Source organism: Ensifer sp. ENS08, assembly GCF_014852195.1.
In the GTDB taxonomy this organism is placed as follows: Bacteria; Pseudomonadota; Alphaproteobacteria; order Rhizobiales; family Rhizobiaceae; genus Ensifer; species Ensifer adhaerens.
In genome coordinates this window covers 249,095-264,771 of sequence record NZ_JACVBF010000006.1, presented here as the reverse complement: position 1 = coordinate 264,771, position 15,677 = coordinate 249,095, and the positions used below count along the sequence as shown (strand labels likewise).

The 15,677-nt window shown below is 61.9% G+C and carries 12 protein-coding genes; 2 read left to right on the top strand and 10 right to left on the bottom strand.

The features are described from left to right. Positions 1–14: 14 nt before the first annotated feature. The 3 genes from IB272_RS16565 to IB272_RS16555 form a co-directional block, all read right to left on the bottom strand. Positions 15–2,204 (bottom strand): anthranilate synthase, encoded by a 2,190-nt coding sequence (locus IB272_RS16565; RefSeq protein ID WP_060518756.1) that lies wholly within the window; start codon positions 2,202–2,204, stop codon positions 15–17. 111 nt (positions 2,205–2,315) lie between these two features. Further along, positions 2,316–2,360 carry a trpE operon leader peptide TrpLE gene (gene trpLE / locus IB272_RS16560; protein ID WP_178385070.1) on the bottom strand — a complete coding sequence of 15 codons (45 nt, stop codon included), beginning with the start codon at positions 2,358–2,360 and terminating at the stop codon, positions 2,316–2,318. A 124-nt stretch (positions 2,361–2,484) separates the two neighbouring features. Next, complete coding sequence (locus IB272_RS16555; RefSeq protein ID WP_034788880.1) at positions 2,485–4,587, bottom strand: TonB-dependent hemoglobin/transferrin/lactoferrin family receptor; 2,103 nt, start codon at positions 4,585–4,587, stop codon at positions 2,485–2,487. Positions 4,588–4,883: 296 nt separating this feature from the next. Between IB272_RS16555 and IB272_RS16550 the strand changes: the two genes are divergently transcribed. Beyond that, positions 4,884–5,792, top strand: a complete 909-nt coding sequence (locus IB272_RS16550) for an extensin family protein (protein ID WP_060581724.1) — start codon at positions 4,884–4,886, stop codon at positions 5,790–5,792. Positions 5,793–5,819: 27 nt separating this feature from the next. Here IB272_RS16550 and IB272_RS16545 read toward each other — a convergent pair whose 3' ends face one another. Continuing rightward, positions 5,820–6,272, bottom strand: coding sequence for a thioesterase domain-containing protein (locus IB272_RS16545; protein ID WP_060581723.1), 453 nt, complete (start codon positions 6,270–6,272; stop codon positions 5,820–5,822). 209 nt (positions 6,273–6,481) lie between these two features. Here IB272_RS16545 and IB272_RS16540 point away from each other — a divergent pair, with 209 nt between their 5' ends. Beyond that, positions 6,482–6,991 (top strand): DUF1993 domain-containing protein, encoded by a 510-nt coding sequence (locus tag IB272_RS16540; protein ID WP_060581721.1) that lies wholly within the window; start codon positions 6,482–6,484, stop codon positions 6,989–6,991. An 85-nt stretch (positions 6,992–7,076) separates the two neighbouring features. Here IB272_RS16540 and IB272_RS16535 read toward each other — a convergent pair whose 3' ends face one another. From IB272_RS16535 to IB272_RS16510, 6 genes are all read right to left on the bottom strand, one after another. Next, a complete protein-coding gene (locus IB272_RS16535; RefSeq protein ID WP_034788903.1) occupies positions 7,077–8,756 on the bottom strand; it encodes a formate--tetrahydrofolate ligase in 1,680 nt (559 codons plus the stop codon). Positions 8,757–8,922: 166 nt separating this feature from the next. Beyond that, positions 8,923–10,149, bottom strand: a complete 1,227-nt coding sequence (locus tag IB272_RS16530) for a DUF2333 family protein (protein WP_060581719.1) — start codon at positions 10,147–10,149, stop codon at positions 8,923–8,925. A 3-nt stretch (positions 10,150–10,152) separates the two neighbouring features. Beyond that, positions 10,153–11,442, bottom strand: a complete 1,290-nt coding sequence (locus tag IB272_RS16525; protein ID WP_060581717.1) for a DUF6638 family protein — start codon at positions 11,440–11,442, stop codon at positions 10,153–10,155. Between the two features lie 19 nt (positions 11,443–11,461). Next, positions 11,462–13,378: an AAA family ATPase gene (locus IB272_RS16520; protein WP_060581715.1), complete on the bottom strand. Its 1,917-nt coding sequence runs from the start codon at positions 13,376–13,378 to the stop codon at positions 11,462–11,464. Positions 13,379–13,380: 2 nt separating this feature from the next. Further along, positions 13,381–14,529: a hypothetical protein gene (locus IB272_RS16515; RefSeq protein ID WP_060581714.1), complete on the bottom strand. Its 1,149-nt coding sequence runs from the start codon at positions 14,527–14,529 to the stop codon at positions 13,381–13,383. 58 nt (positions 14,530–14,587) lie between these two features. Then, the gene (locus IB272_RS16510) at positions 14,588–15,676 is read right to left on the bottom strand and encodes a hypothetical protein (RefSeq protein ID WP_060606673.1); all 1,089 of its coding nucleotides are present in this window, start codon (positions 15,674–15,676) and stop codon (positions 14,588–14,590) included. Between the last annotated feature and the right edge of the window lies 1 nt (position 15,677).

Genomic DNA, 15,677 nt, shown 5'->3' with positions numbered 1-15,677 from the left:
GATTGCCGGGCTAATCAGGCGGCCTTGATCTTGGCGCGCTTGGCGAGGTGCGCCACGACGTTCTCGATCATCCGCATGCCCGCGTCGCCGCCGAGCGTCATGATCGATTCCGGATGGAACTGCACCGCCGCCACCGGCTCCTTCGTGTGCTCGATGCCCATAATCGTGCCATCTTCGCTTTCGGCGGTGATCATGAACTCCGCAGGCAGGCTCGCCGGATCGGCAAAGATCGAATGGTAACGACCGACGGTCACTTCCTTGCCGAGGCCGGAGAAGACGATGCCCGGCTCCAGCACGCGGATGCGCGACGGCTTGCCGTGCATCGGGATCGCGAGTTGGCGGAGATCCCCGCCGTAGGCTTCGGCAAGCGCCTGCAGCCCGAGGCAGACACCGAAGATCGGCAGGTCGCGCGCCCGCGCCTTCTTGATCGTCGCCTTGCAGTCGAAATCCTTGGGATTGCCAGGTCCGGGCGAAAGCACGACGAGATCCGGCTTCACCCGATCGAAGATCTCTTCGGCCACCGGCGAGCGCACCGTCGTAACGGTCGCCCCCGTCTGGCGGAAATAGTTCGCAAGCGTATGGACGAAGCTGTCCTCGTGATCGACCAAGAGGATGTTGACGCCGGCGCCAACAGCGGCAACGTCGCGACCGGCCTTGCCGGCATTGGCGGATCTCGCATCGCGAATGGCAGCGATCATGGCGGAGGCCTTCAGTTCGGTTTCGGCTTCTTCTTCTTCCGGATTTGAATCGTAGAGCAGCGTCGCCCCTGCCCTCACCTCGGCGATACCGTCCTTGATGCGGATCGTGCGCAGCGTCAGGCCCGTGTTCATGTCGCCATTGAAGCCGACCATGCCGATCGCGCCACCATACCATGCGCGCGGGCTCTTCTCATGGCTTTCGATGAAGCGCATGGCCCAGAGCTTCGGCGCACCCGTGACGGTCACCGCCCAGGCGTGGCTGAGGAAGCCGTCGAAGGCATCCATATCATCGCGCAGGCGTCCCTCAATATGGTCGACCGTATGGATCAGGCGCGAATACATCTCGATCTGGCGGCGGCCGATGACCTTGACCGAGCCCGGCACGCAGACCCGGCTCTTGTCGTTGCGGTCGACGTCCGAGCACATGGTGAGTTCGGATTCGTCCTTCTTGGAGTTCAACAGCTTCAGGATCTGCTCGCTGTCGGCGATCGGATCGTCGCCGCGCTTGATCGTGCCCGAGATCGGGCAGGTCTCGATGCGGCGGCCGGAAACACGCACGAACATTTCCGGCGATGCCCCGACGAGATATTCCTGGTTGCCGAGATTGATGAAGAAGGAATAGGGCGACGGATTGATCGCCTTCAGCCGGTTGGAAATCTCCGACGGCTTGCTCTCGCAGCGCTCGAAGAATTTCTGGCCGGGCACCACTTCGAAAAGGTCGCCGCGGCGGAAGCTCTCCTTCGCCTTGACGACGAGTTCGGCATATTCGCCCGGGTGATGGTCGCCATGCGGCGGAATGCTGTCGACGGTCTTAAAGGGTTCGCTGGCGATCTCTTCCGCCTTGCCTTCGGTGGTCTTGCCGTCCTTGGCGAAATCGTAGCGGTCGATCCAGGCCTTGGCGGCATAGTGGTCGACGACGAGGATTTCATCCGGCAGGAACAGCACCATGTCGCGCTGGTCGTCGGGACGCTTCAGCTTCAGGTCGATCGCATCGAACTGGAAGGCGAGATCGTAGCCGAAGGCACCGTAGAGCCCGAGGCTCGCATCCTCGGCCGAATGGAAAAGATTGGTGACGGCGCGCAGCACGCTGAACACCGTCGGCATCTTCGAGCGCTCTTCTTCCGTGAAGACGCGATCCGGCGCGTTGATCGTCAGGTCGAGGCGTCGGCTGGTCGAAGCGCCGAGCGTGATGTCGGCGACGGTCTTCAGATGCTCGGCGATGATCGCAAGCAGCACTTCGCCGCGGCCGTTATAGGCTTCAATCCAGAGCGAGCGGCCGAAGGACGAGATCCCGAGCGGCGGATCGACGACAGCCGTGTCCCAACGAGTGTAGCGGCCGGGATATTCGTAGTTGGAGGAGAACACTGCGCCGCGGCGTTCGTCGAGCTTGTCCACATAGCTCGCGATCGCCTGGCCATAGGACGCTTCCCGCCGCCGGCGCGTCACCGTAATGCCGCCCTTGGTGGTGTAGCTCTCCGAGCCGTCCTCGAGAATTACCGTTGCCATTCGCCTCGCTCCGTAAAAGCCCGGTCCTTGAGCGGCCTGGATACAAAAAAGCCGCCTCGAAATCTCCGGGCGGCTTCATCTCTCAATCACGCATGACTGGTCAAGGCCGCTTCAGCGAGCCCACCACCAGATCGAAATGTTGCGTGCGTTTTCCATGGGCGAAAGTGTTAGCTTGGGTTGCGGACTTGCGCAAGCGGGAAAGCGGCGCGCATCGTCACGGTTGCGCCAAAAAAAGAGGCGGCCCCGAAGAGCCGCCCCGACTGGAATTGGTCTGATCCTATCAGAACTTCGCCTTCGCCGTCACCAGGAAGGTGCGGCCGCGGCCGGTATCGATCGTGCTTCCGGCAATGGTGCTCGACGACGGCGTATAGGTCTTGTCGAACAGGTTCGTGACCTGGGCCGTGACTTCAAAGCCGTTTTCGAACTTGTAGTTGGCGAAGAGATCGACGAGACCGTAGCCCGGAACGTTCGGCGGCGTACGATTGATTTCGCCGACAAACGCGTTCGAAACGGCGTAGAGGCGCGTACCGACCGTCAGGCGCTGGTCTTCGAGGAAGCGGGCGCCAAGCGTTGCGCTGACAATGTTTTCAGGCAGGTAGCTCTGCACGCCGAAACCATTGATCTGCGACGGCAGATCGCTCTCGGTGTAGGTGTAGGCAAGGTCGCCGAAGACGTATCCGGCGTCATACGCCGCCTGCAACTCGAAACCCTGGACCGTCGAGATCCCGGGATTGTTGACGAAGAAGATCTGACGACCGCCGTTGAGCATCGCTGCGGTGATGTAGTTGTCGACGCGGTTATGGAAGTAGTTGGCCTTGACCCGCAGGCTGTCGCTGGGATCGAGCAGCCCGTCGAAGGCGAAGTTCGCACCGATTTCCCAGCCCTTGGAGGTTTCCGGCTCAAGAAACGGATTGGGGAAGAACGACTGGCCCGACGGTCCCGGATGTGTGCCGCCGGCGAAGGTCTCGTTGACCGTCGGCGAACGCGAGGTTTCCGCGTATGTAACGTATGGCTGGAACCATTCCGTCGGGTTGAGCGCGACCGTGATGCTCGGGTTGAGGCGACCTTCGGACTTATCGACGGTGTAAGGGCCGGCCGGCAGACCGATCGGGTTGCCGGCAACGACAGCGCCGGAGCCATCGAGGCTGAAGTGATCCCATCTCAGGCCTGCCGTCAGATCCAGCATGCCATAGGTGAAGGTCGTATTGCTGAAGACGCCGGTGGTGGCATTGGTGCCGCTGCCGTTGACGCCGGCCCCCGGCCGGGCCGTGCTGTTGATGACATCGTAGTCGTCGCGGAAATACTCGACGCCGTAGTTCGCCTTGACGGCAACATCGCCAAGGTCGAACAGCGAGGTGTTCGAGATGTCAAAGCCCTTACCCGTGTCGGTGATGCGCCGACCGGCCGCCGTGCCGCCACCGCGAATGTCGGTGTCGTACTTCATCTTTAGCCGGTTCCAGTAGGCGTTCGCACGGAAATCGATGAGTTCGTTGTCCGGCGTGTAGGAATAGCTTGCAGAAACCGTCTGGTTCTTCACGTTCTGGAAGTAGGAGTTCGCGAAGAAGTCGTTGTCATAGGTGAGGCCGGTGAGCTTGAAGGTGTGATCCTTGTCCGGCGTCACTTCGAACTTCAACAGGCCGGACAGAAGGTCTTCCTCGGTGAAGGGTACCTCGACCCCGTTGCCGTTGTCATAGTTGCCGGGATCAGCCTTGCTGATGCCGCCGAGCACGGAGAAGACGTCATTGAAACGGTAGGCGCCGATCAGTGATTCCGACCAGCCGGCACCGTTTGTGCCGTACGTAGCCGAAGCAATGCCGCCGTAGTTCTTGCCGTCCTGGATCAGGTCTTCGACATCATAGGTCCGGAAGTTGACCGAACCGGCCAGTGCACCGCCGCCAACCCCGGTCACGGCGCCGCGGGTCACATCGATTTCGGAAAGGAATGCCGGGTCGAAATAGGCAAAACCCTGGGCTTCGTGGCCGGTGAAGCGGAAGTTCTGGCGCACGCCGTCGATCATCATGTTGACGCGGCCGGAACCCTCGAAACCGCGGATGTTGACCGCGACGCCCGGGTTTTGCGGGTTGTTCGCGGTCGAGGTGCCGGGAACGCTGCGCAACAGGTCGTCAGTCTCCTGCCCCGATTGCAGATCGATCTGGTCCGTCGTGACGACGCTGACGGGGCCGGGCTTGGCATAGGGGTCAGCGGTGCGCCCGCCCTTGGCAACGATCGGCGAGAGGTAAGTTTCGCCCTTCTTTGTCTCCTCGGCCTTCTCTTCCGACTTAGCCTGGGTTGTTGCGCTTTGCGCGAATGCGACGGTAGCGACTGAAATTGCAAGAGTTGTCGTGCAAGCCAAAAGAGCCAGGCGACGATGCCGGGTGAGCATGGACCAATCCTTTGATTTTCGGAGGCCGGGCTTGCTGTTGAGCGGCAAACTCAAGGGGCTGGCTGGGCGGTAGATTCTAGAGCGGCGCGACATGTCGTCGCCTCATTTAAGCCGCATAAAAAACATGAGTGTTCTTGTCAACATACAAAGGCAGTCCCCACAATTTATGGGGTCGCGCCAATTCGAGGCGTTGCTAAACTGCAACGCTTTTGCCGAGGGCCGGATGAAACCAGATCCGGTTCCGTGCGTTCCCTCCCTTCCAGGCCCCGCTGCGGGGGCAATGCGAAAGGACCCGGATGCGTCGCTCTTTTCCCTTGATCCTGCTGTCACTCCTGATCCTCACCGGCGCCAGCCTGCCGAAATCCGGACCGATCCCGCTAAAAAAACCGCCGAGCGAGGCGGGAGAGAAAGAGGCTGCTCCCACACCCGAAGAGAAACCGGCGACGCCTACGGACGGTGGCAAGGCCGATCAGCCAGAGGTGCCGACTGGCGACGAACAGCCCGTGCCGCAGCCAAAGCCCAAGGACGGGAGTGAAGGAGCGGCGAAGGATCAAAAGCCGGCCACAGGCGAAAAGGACCAGCCCGCCGACGACAAGAAAGAGGAAAAGCCGGCACCGATCGTCTATCCGCCGGTCGAAGCGGAGGACGCCGCCGACTATGCAAAGTGTGTCGCCGACCTGAAGGCGATCGGAGCGACGTTTGTCGAAGCCAAACGCATCGACGACGGCAAGGGCTGCGGCATCGACAAGCCACTGGAGGTCACGAGCATCCTGCCCGCCGTCACACTCGCGCCTAAGGGGCTTATGCGGTGCGAAACGGCGCTGGCGCTTGCACGCTGGACCAAGGAGACCGCCCAGCCGGCCGCCGAAGTCGCCTTCGACAAGACCATCAAGATCAAGGCGCTGAACCAGGCATCGACCTATATCTGCCGCCTGCGCAACAATGCGACGACGGGCAAAATCTCCGAGCACGCCCACGGCAACGCCGTCGACATCGCGTCCTTCACGTTAAGCAACGGCGCGACGATCGCCATCCAGCCGCGCGACGAGGATGGCACCATGGACGGTGCCTTCCAGCGCGCGGTCACTGCGTCCGCCTGCCTCTACTTCAAGACTGTGCTCGACCCCGGCAGCGACGCCGCCCACGAAACCCACCTGCATCTCGACGTCATCGAGCGCCGCAACGACTACCGCTACTGCCGCTAGGAATGAGCCTCCTTGCGCTGGCGCTCGTCAGGCGTTGTCGTAGCCAAGGGCGACAAACTCGCCCTCGAAGCGACCGGCCAAGGTGTCGCCGTCGAGGAGGTCGGCAACGACCACGGCGCGCGCCCTGCCCCGACGTTCGAGCAATCGCAGAAAGCCCGGCCATTGCCCGGCATCCGCCAGCGACGAGCGCGCGGCGAAAGCGCCGGCGACCGGCTTCAGATAATCCATCCGGTTGCTCTGGATCACCAGGCGCGCCGCAACGCCGCTTTTGCGCATGCGCACATGCAGCAGCGACCAGGCCGACAGGATCGCGAGCGCCGAGGCGCTGCCGCCGAACACCGTGTCACGGTGGTTGATGTTGGGTGCAAGCGGCGCCGAGAGCAGCACATGATCGTCGCTCACCGCATCCACGCGGACCTGCATCGCCGCTGACAGCGGGATGTGGTTATGAAGATAGGACTGGAGTTCCTCTGGCGTCATCGTGGCATCCCTGATGCGTTCCTGCGCGGATCAGTGCACGAGACCACATGTCCTGACCAGAGCAAGGCGCCTGCGTCCTGTCGTCTCCCGCAGGCCCCTCGTAGCCCAAAAGATACCGGGCTGCGCGCCTTGCAGGAGCCCGCCCCGGCTCCCAAATACGGCGCGAGGAAAATCCACCCGCTTTGCGCCTAATCTCAAGGAAATCTGTCATGGCATTGACGATGTACCAGCTCTCCATTCCCGCACTCGTTCGCGGCCTTGGTGTCCTCACCAAGCTGCTCGACAAGGCAGAGGCTTTCGCTGAGGAAAAGGGCATCCCCACGGATGATCTCGTCCACGCCCGGCTGGCGCCCGATATGCTGACGCTTGCCGGCCAGGTGCAGCGTGTCAGCGACACCAGCAAGGGCCTGGTCGGCCGGCTGACGTCGATCGAAGTGCCCCGGTTCCCGGACGAGGAAAAGACGTTTGACGAACTGCGCCAGCGCATCGCCAAGTCCGTCGCCTTCCTTGAAACGGTGCGCCCTGTCGATCTCGAAGACAGCGACAGTCGCGAAGTCGTGCTGAATTTCCCGAACCTGAAGGTGACGCTCACGGGTGAGGAATACCTGCAAAAATTCGTGCTGCCGAACTTCTACTTCCACCTGACGACCGCCTACGACATCCTGCGCCACAAGGGCGTGCCGCTCGGCAAGGCAGACTTCCTCAGCCTCACCGCCTGATTTCCGCCTCGGGAGACCCCGGACACAAGAATGCCGCGCATCCATCCGGATGTGCGGCATTGTTTTTCAGGCAGGCAGGAAGCGCCTAGAACAGCCCTTCGATGTAGCCCTGATCATTGAGGAAGATCTTTTCCGACGAAGGCACCTTCGGCAGGCCGGGCATCGTCATGATCTCGCCGGTGATCACCACGATGAAGCCGGCGCCGGCGGCCAGCCGCACTTCGCGGATCGGCACAGCATGGCCTGTCGGCGCACCGCGCAGGTTCGGATCGGTCGAGAAGGAATACTGCGTCTTTGCCATGCAGATCGGCAGATGGCCGTAACCCTGATCTTCCCAGCTGCGCAGCTGGTCGCGCACCGACTTGTCGGCAATCACCTCGCTCGCATGGTAGATGTCCTTGGCGATCGTCTCGATCTTGTGGAAGAGCGACATGTCGTCGGGGTAAAGCGGCGAGAACTGCGAGTGTCCGCCCTCGGCAAGTGCCGCCACCTTCATCGCCAGCTCCTCGATGCCGGCGGAGCCCTCGGCCCAATGGCGGCAGAGCACCGCTTCGGCGCCAAGCGTCGCCACATAATCCTTGATAGCCTGCACTTCGGCCTCGGTATCGGAGGTGAAGTGGTTGATCGCGACGATGACGGGTACGCCGAACTTCTTGACGTTCTGCACATGCCGGCCAAGGTTGGCGCAGCCCTTGCGCAGCGCTTCCAGATTTTCCTTCCCGAGGTCGTCCTTCTTGACGCCGCCGTTCATCTTGATCGCGCGGACGGTCGCGACCAGCACCGCGGCATCCGGCTTCAGCCCGGCCTTGCGGCACTTGATGTCGAAGAATTTTTCCGCGCCGAGATCGGCGCCGAAGCCGGCTTCGGTCACCACATAGTCGGCAAGCTTCAGTGCCGTCGTCGTCGCAATCACCGAGTTGCAGCCATGGGCGATATTGGCAAAGGGGCCGCCGTGGACGAAGGCGGGGTTGTTTTCGAGGGTCTGCACCAGGTTCGGCTGAATAGCATCCTTGAGCAGCACCGCCATCGCCCCATCGGCCTTGATGTCGCGCGCAAAGACCGGGCTCTTGTCACGGCGGTAGCCGATGATGATGTTGCCAAGCCGCTGCTCGAGATCCCTAAGATCCGCCGAAAGGCAGAGGATCGCCATAACTTCGGAGGCGACGGTGATGTCGAAGCCGGTCTCGCGTGGATAACCGTTGGCGATCCCGCCGAGCGAGCCGACGATGTTGCGCAGTGCGCGGTCGTTCATGTCCATCACCCGCCGCCACGAAATACGACGGACGTCGATGTTCTGCTCGTTGCCCCAGTAGATGTGGTTGTCCAGCAGTGCTGCGAGCAGATTGTGCGCCGAGGTGATCGCGTGGAAATCGCCGGTGAAGTGGAGGTTCATGTCCTCCATCGGCACAACCTGCGCATAACCGCCGCCGGCAGCACCGCCCTTGACGCCGAAGCAGGGCCCGAGGGACGCCTCGCGGATGCAGATGATCGCCTTCTTGCCGATGCGGTTCAGCCCATCGCCGAGGCCCACGGTCGTTGTCGTCTTGCCTTCGCCTGCCGGCGTCGGGTTGATCGCCGTCACCAGGATCAGATGGCCGTTCTTCTTCCCGCGCTGGCGGGCGATGAAATCGGCGCTGATCTTCGCCTTGTCATGGCCGTAGGGCAACAGGTCCTCCGGCGGTATGCCGAGTGCGGCCCCGATCTCCAGGATCGGCTTTTTCTTCGCCGCGCGCGCAATCTCGATATCGGACTTGACCTCCGCCATGACAGTCCCCTCCCCAGGGTCTCGTTTTTACCCGCGCCTTTCAAGGCGCAGTTCATGATACCGGAGCGGGATGAGGAAACGCGTCTGCGGTTTTCGACCCGCGTCCCGCTTGAACTCAAGTAATCGGCAGCGCCCGGATACTCGGGCGCCACCTTACCGTTCGGTCTTAGCGCGCGAGGATGTCGCGCATCTCGACGATGTTGGAGCGGACGCGCAGCGTATAGAAGCCCATCGTCGCCAGATGCGTCGGCATGATCCAGCCGGCTTCCTCGCCATTGGAGATGATCCATGGCTGGATGCGGAGTGCTGCCCGCAGTTGCTTGATCGTTTCCGTCCAGATCGGCAACAGGCCGCGCTGGGCGACGACGTTGTCGAAGTCGGCACCGGCAGCCGAAAGGATGCCGTAGTAGCCGTAGAGCTGGCCATAGGCGAACCAGAAGCGGTCATCCGCACGCGTGTCGAACCAGCCGCCATTGTGGTTTTCCGAGCGCTCGCGCAGGATCGCCGAGGTGTTGCCGAGGTCGTTGGCGACACGGTCGAGGAACTCGACGAGGTTATCGGAGCGGCCGTCGAAAATCGCCTCACACTTGCTGAGCGAGGTGTTGAAGGACCTCAGATCCTTCATCGCCGCGCGATAGAAGCTCGGCGTCGGAGTTTTCGGACCGAACGGGTTGATCCCGAAATACCAGGTCTCTTCATCGAACTGCATGTTGCCGCGCGCGCTCTGCAGGGCGTTGTTGATGCCCGAGGTGCCGCGCATGCGACCGAGCGAATCGACGAGTTCCACGGAAGTACGGCGGATCGCCTGGTTGACCCCGCGCTGGAACGACGCCTTGTTGTCGAGCCAGGGCGTGTCGTCCCAGTCGAGCCCGAAGAGGCCGACCTTGTAGAGCAGCATCGACGAGATCCAGGCATTCTCGTTCACATTGAAATCGATGAGGTCGGCGGTGACATCGACGATCGCCGACGTCTGGCACACGGTGCCGGCCGGCAGTTGAACGGCCGCGAGCGCCTCCGGCGTCGATTCCATCGGCTGCGTTGCGACACCCGCAAGGTTGTTGGCAGTGCCGCCGGTCGTCGATTGTCCCGTCGACGTCGCACCGGGGCCGCCCATCGGCGAGCCGGCGGGCACCTTGCGCTCTGCCAGCTTGTACTGGTCGATGTAGTCTTCGTTGAAGTTCGTCCAGGCCTGGGTCTGCCAGATGAAGTAGCCGTAGAACAGGACCAGACCGATGAGGATGAGGCCGATCGGCCCCTTGAGCAGCCAGCTGCGCTGCCGGTACCAGTTGCCCGCCGCCACGAAGGGCCAAAGCAGCCAGGCAACGACGAGCCCGATGCCGCGCCCGATCGCGGTGAAGACACGCTGGAAAAACGCAACGATCGGATCGAACATGTCCTATTCCTCTCTGAGCCCATAGAGCTTGTGGCGGAAGGCCGCCTTGTCTTTCAGATATGTGCCGGTCAGCGTCGCCACAACATACTCCTTGAAGGTTTCGCTATAACGCTCGTAGGCGTCGTAGAAACCTTGCTTGTCGAAGACGAAGCGCGAGACGAAATCGCGGGGCACGAGCTGGGATATCAACCGGTTGACCAGCCACTGGTCCGGATGGGTGGGTGCTGCGCGCACCAACATGAAGCGATTTGCCGGCGCCACGTCCTGCATCCTGATCGTGCCGGTGGCAGCGACCGTGCGGATCATCTCCTGCAGGAACGGATAGGCGCCGTCTTTCGCGACCGCGGCGGCATATCGGTGCATCCAGGTCTGCAGCCAGATCCGGTCGGCATTGGCAAGATCGGCCGTCGGGTCGCTCTCGTTGATCAGCCCGCGCACCACCATGTCTGCGCGGTGCTGATAGAGCCCGGAATCCTCGACCCAGGAGGCCTGCGGCAGTTGCAGCCGCTTGGTCGAGGCGAGGAAATCGTAGATCCGGGCGTGATCGTTTATGGCGATATAGCTCACCTGCCAGGGCCGCGAGCGGCGGAAGCCTGGCACCGAGGGGTCGCAGATGACTGTCGTCGTCTTGTCGTCGAGAAAGACATAGACGCCGCCGAAATGATTGGCCCAGAAGGCTTCGTGATGGAAGACGAGCTGATCCGGCACCAGTGCGTTCTGGCGGATATCGCCGGTCTGCTTGGCAAGCTCGACCATGCGCGTCAGCATCTCGTCGTCGGCCCAGGCCGTCGGCACCTTCTTCAAGCGGTCGACCAGACCACGCAGTTCGGCCGCCTTGCCGAGCATGTCCTCGGCCGAAAGCACCCGGAACCGCACCTCGTTGATCGACAAGAGATCGTCGATGTCGTTTACGACCGAGACCGAATCCTCGATCTCGCCATAGAGCGCATCCTTGATGGTAATCGCGTTGATCGCACGGCTGTTGGCGTTGAAGAACTCGTGCATCAGCGCGGCCGTGTTGGAAAAGCTCGTATGCACGACCGGCAGCTCCGCCTGCTCCGGCGTCATGATGATGAAGCGGCGGTTGACCCGGTTCGGATCGAGGTAGTCCCGATCCCCCAGTTCCTCGGCGATCTCGGGCGAAAAGCCGGTCATGTCGATGCTGAACTGGGTCAGCGCCGTTGGTCGCAGGCCAAACCCTTCGAGCGCCTTGTTGTAGCGCGCGATCAGATGCGGCTCGGAGATATCGAGCAGCCGTCCATAGATGAGTTCCGCTTCAAGCAGGCGTTTCATCGGTCAGTTTTTCCTAGCATCACCCCTGCCACCGGCCGTCGCGTTTCATCGCCTCGATCTCGCGGACCGCCTTTTCGCGCTGGCGCTCGCGGCGGATGATGTCGGTGACGGCGGCATCGTCCGACTTGTCGGTGTAGCGGAATTCGCTGTCGGCGTAGCGGTTGATCTCCTGCAACACCATGTCGATGGTGATCGGACCCCGCAGTGCCTCGATCATCGCTTTCTTCTCGTCATAGCCCTTGTGCATGAAGGAGCCGGCGTCCTTGAACCAGTCATCCGGCAGTTCCACGTCCATTGCTCTCAGCTTGATCGCGTCGGTGATGTTCTTGATCGCCCGACCGGTAAAGCGCGGCTCGGCCTCCTTGATCATGTGCAGATAGGCGCCGACATCGGCAAGCGAGGCGATCGCGCCCTTCTCCTTCTCGTAACGCTCCCAGACAGCGACGAGGCCATCTTCCTTCGGCCGCGCGTGCTCAGCATAGGACTGAGCAACCGCGCGTTTGATCTCCTGCCCCTCGAAAAGCTGGTGCTCGCCAAGCGGGATCTTGTGGTTCTTGCCGACGAGCAGCGCGAAGATGTCGATGTAGTCGTCTTCGGTCTGCGGCCCATCGACCAGCCAGCGGGCGCCAGCGCGCTGGCGCAGCGCGTCGTCGACATTCTCCGGGTAGTTGGAGAACATGCCGAAGGTGCAGTTGCCGCGCACCACGGTAGAGGCGCCGGCAAAGCTCTCCATCAACACCGCCGTCACCTCGTGCTGGCCGGCAGAGGCTCGATCGTCGGAGCGCTTCGCCGCCACCTGGTCGATATCGTCGATCGTGCCGAAACCGATCGCCCGCGGATTGATGACGTTGTTGACGAACTCCTTGCAGTTCTGCCCGGACTTGCCCTGATAGGAGGAGATCTGGTCGACGCCGAAGTTCTCGTAGTGGAAGGCGTAGCCGGCGATCTCGCAATAATCGTTGAGCATGCCGGCCAGCATCTGGATCAGGATCGTCTTGCCGGTGCCCGGCATGCCGTCGCCGATGAAGGTGAAGAGGAAGCCGCCGAGCTCGACGAACGGGTTCATCTGCCGGTCGAAGTCGTAGGCCATCAGCATCTTGGCAAGCTTCAGCGCCTGATACTTGGCGATGTGGTTGCCGATGATCTCCTCGGGCTTCTTGAAGGTCATGACCAGTGGCTTGCGCTTCTGGCCGGGTGCGACGTCCAAACCGTTCAGCGTAAAATCGTCCTGGTCGAGCCGGATATGCACGGTTTCGAAGCTCTGCAGCCCGGTAAAGCGCGCCTTGCGGGCAATCAGCCCTTCGATCGCCACCCGCGAGAAGGCCCGCGCCCGGGCGGTCAGCGCCAGATCATCGGGGGCCCCGGCAAGACCACGATCGAGCGCCGAAATCAGGCTCTTCAGCGCGTCCTGCGGCGTGTCGAACAGGAAGTCGGGCTCGACAGCATCGTCGACCGGCTCGCCCTCGCCCGCCAAGGTCGCGCCGAGATAGGCAGCGAGTGTGAAGGCCGCGACGTAAGCCGAAGCCGACAGCAGCGCCTTGAACTGGTTCGCCTCCTCTCCGCCAAGCGGCGAGGTGGCGTTCTTCGCCTGCAGCTGTTCGAGGCTCGTCTGGCGGGCAAAGACATCGGCGACGGCCAGCGCCACCTGGATGCCGCGCCGCGTCCGGTAGAGCACGGCGTGCTGGGCCGGAGAGAACATCGGGTCGCCCTGGCGCACCGCCTGGATCGTCTTCGTCAGCTCCACCTCACGCGTGCGCCGCTGGCCGCCAGTCGAAACTGTCGACACGAAGCGCCGGCCGGTGCCGGCAAGCGACGTTCCGGCGGCGGCATCTTCCCGCTCCAGGATAATGAGCTTCGTCACCAACCCTTGCGCCACCGCCTGGTGCTTGGCGATATCGTCCTCGTGCAGCGTCGTCAGGCCTGTATTGAGTGTCATCGTCAAACCTCGCTCACGACCTGATTGCCCGAAATGACGTGGACCTTGTAGTCGCCGAACACCTGTTCCGCCTCGCCGGCGGCATAGAGCGCCTGATAGGCGTCGTGCGGCACCAGCGCGTGCTTCTCGTAGGAAGAAACCCCCATGCGCGTCGCTTCCAGATTTGCGGTGTCGATGTGGAATTCTTCCTGCGCCGGGGTCGACGACCAGAAGCCGCGCTTGGCCGGCCGCTCCGATTTCGAGAAGACCTCCTGCACCGTCCAGGTCAGGAGCCAGGCATTTTCGGTTTTCCGCACCTTCGAAAGGATGTCGTTGATGCGCGCATTATTCTCAGTGATCCCGGACGAGTAGAACGGCCCGAGCACGATGCGGCGCAACTGCTTGGGATGCAGCTCGTCAAAATCCTTGTCGAGATTGGTGGCGATCGTCACCGGTGTCAGCGAATAGCTGCTGTTCTTGGACGCAAAATCGTCAAAGCGGCTGGCAAGCTCCGGATTGAGCAGGCCGCCAACCGGCAGAGGAATTTCCACCTGCGGGTTGAGCTTGCCATCAGCGGTCACCAGCATGTCGACGATCTTTTCCGAGGAATCCTCGATCGTCGCCATGTAGACCATCGGCAGAGTATTGGCCCCGTCGAAGGCGCCCCAGCTCACGATGTAATAGGGCCGCATCGTCTTGGAATTGACGGCGACACGGATGGTCTCCGGCAGGATGAAGGGCGAAAAGATCTCGCCCTTGCCGATCTGCTCCAGATAGAGCCGCTCGGCCATGCGCGTCTGCAGCGCTTCCGGAAACGCCTTCTGGCGCAGGATGAAGTCGACCATCTCGTCGCGCAGCGCATCGGCCGATGGAATATCGGCCAGGCGCTTCGTCGCCGTCTGGCGATCGTTCTCCAGTTCCAGCACGTTCTGAAAGACCGGAAAGCCGCTTTCGGCGCGCGAAATCCGGAACTGGTCGACGAAGCCGATCCGGTTCTCCCAGCAGTCGATCGAGGCCTTCAGCCGGCCAAGATAGGGAACGATCACTTCGCCGACGACGGTGTTGCGATAGAGCGGCGAGTTGCGGTCGCCGAGAAAGAGCTCAAGCCCGGCGAGTGCCGCGTGGATCGACGCGAAATACTGTGCGACAGCGGATGAAGCCGCGACCTTCATGCAAATCCCCGTGGCGCGTGCCGAAAGGCAAACTCGGTTCGGATCATGCGCCGCCCGTTCACTGCTTCACGTAATTGGCAGTGTTGTGCTTGTCCATGACAGCCTGGAAGCGGCGGGCAAAGGCATCGTCTGCCAGCTTCTTGCGGCGCTGGATATCCTGCGTTGAAAGCATGTTCTTTTCATGCATTTCCAGGAGATCGCCGATGTGGCGTTGCGCTGCGGCACCGATGCCGGCCATCGTCTCCTCGGCGGCCGTATCGACCTGGCTGCCGAGCGTGTTGATCTTGTGCGCGACGTCCTGCTGGGCAGCGGTCTTCAGCGAATCTTCCAGCGCCTTGTAGAGCACGATGCGCTGCTCGGTATCGATCGTCAGCTTGTTGATCAGCGTGTTCTGCGCGGCGATCTGGTTGTTGAGTGAATCGACGAAGGTCTGGAACATCGAGGTATAGCGCTCGAGCGTCTGGCTCTCGGCCAGCAGTTCCTGTTCCTTGGCCTGCTTCTCGTTATATTCGGTCGCAAGCGCGGAGCGCTCGCCTTCGAGCTCGGTGCGCACCTTCTGCTCGGTCGAGGCGGCGATGCGGTTTTCGATGTCGAGCAGCAGCGGGTTCAGTTCCTCGATGCGCTTCTGCACCGCTTCGAGGTTCGCCATCGTGCCCTTGCGGCGCTCGATCACCTGGATCAGGCTCTGCTCCGAAGTCTTGTAGCGCTGGTCTAGGATCGACTTCTGTTCCTTGAGGATGCCGACGATCATGTCGGACTTGGAAAGCAGTTCCTGCAGGTTGCCGGCAAGCGACATGTTGCGCACGCGGTCGGTGCGCATGCGCTGCATCTTCTGCTTGGAGAAGATGCCGATGAACTTCTCGTAGCCCGTATAGTTCTTCATGCTCTCGAATTCGGAGCCGAAGACATTGGTCGCGTCTTCGAGGCCGATGATCAGGTCGGCGATGTTGGCTTCCATCACCTTTTGCTGGTTGATCACGTCCTGGATGCGGGCATTCTCGATGTCGAAGTTGACGTCGCCAAGCTTGGTTTCGGCCTTGGCGAACTGTTCGAGCACGACACCTGATTGTTCGAGCTTGCCGCGCATCTGCTCGACCACGCCCTTCGTCTTTTCGATCTCCGCGTCAAAATTCTGAAGAGTCGCCATG

Bases quoted from the DNA above. Each gene is read 5' to 3' on its own strand.
- IB272_RS16565 (WP_060518756.1), bottom strand. From the start codon at position 2,204: ATGGCAACGGTAATTCTCGAGGACGGCTCGGAGAGCTACACCACCAAG.
- IB272_RS16555 (WP_034788880.1), bottom strand. From the start codon at position 4,587: ATGCTCACCCGGCATCGTCGCCTGGCTCTTTTGGCTTGCACGACAACT.
- IB272_RS16550 (WP_060581724.1), top strand. From the start codon at position 4,884: ATGCGTCGCTCTTTTCCCTTGATCCTGCTGTCACTCCTGATCCTCACC.
- IB272_RS16545 (WP_060581723.1), bottom strand. From the start codon at position 6,272: ATGACGCCAGAGGAACTCCAGTCCTATCTTCATAACCACATCCCGCTG.
- IB272_RS16540 (WP_060581721.1), top strand. From the start codon at position 6,482: ATGGCATTGACGATGTACCAGCTCTCCATTCCCGCACTCGTTCGCGGC.
- IB272_RS16535 (WP_034788903.1), bottom strand. From the start codon at position 8,756: ATGGCGGAGGTCAAGTCCGATATCGAGATTGCGCGCGCGGCGAAGAAA.
- IB272_RS16530 (WP_060581719.1), bottom strand. From the start codon at position 10,149: ATGTTCGATCCGATCGTTGCGTTTTTCCAGCGTGTCTTCACCGCGATC.
- IB272_RS16525 (WP_060581717.1), bottom strand. From the start codon at position 11,442: ATGAAACGCCTGCTTGAAGCGGAACTCATCTATGGACGGCTGCTCGAT.
- IB272_RS16520 (WP_060581715.1), bottom strand. From the start codon at position 13,378: ATGACACTCAATACAGGCCTGACGACGCTGCACGAGGACGATATCGCC.
- IB272_RS16515 (WP_060581714.1), bottom strand. From the start codon at position 14,529: ATGAAGGTCGCGGCTTCATCCGCTGTCGCACAGTATTTCGCGTCGATC.
- IB272_RS16510 (WP_060606673.1), bottom strand. From the start codon at position 15,676: ATGGCGACTCTTCAGAATTTTGACGCGGAGATCGAAAAGACGAAGGGC.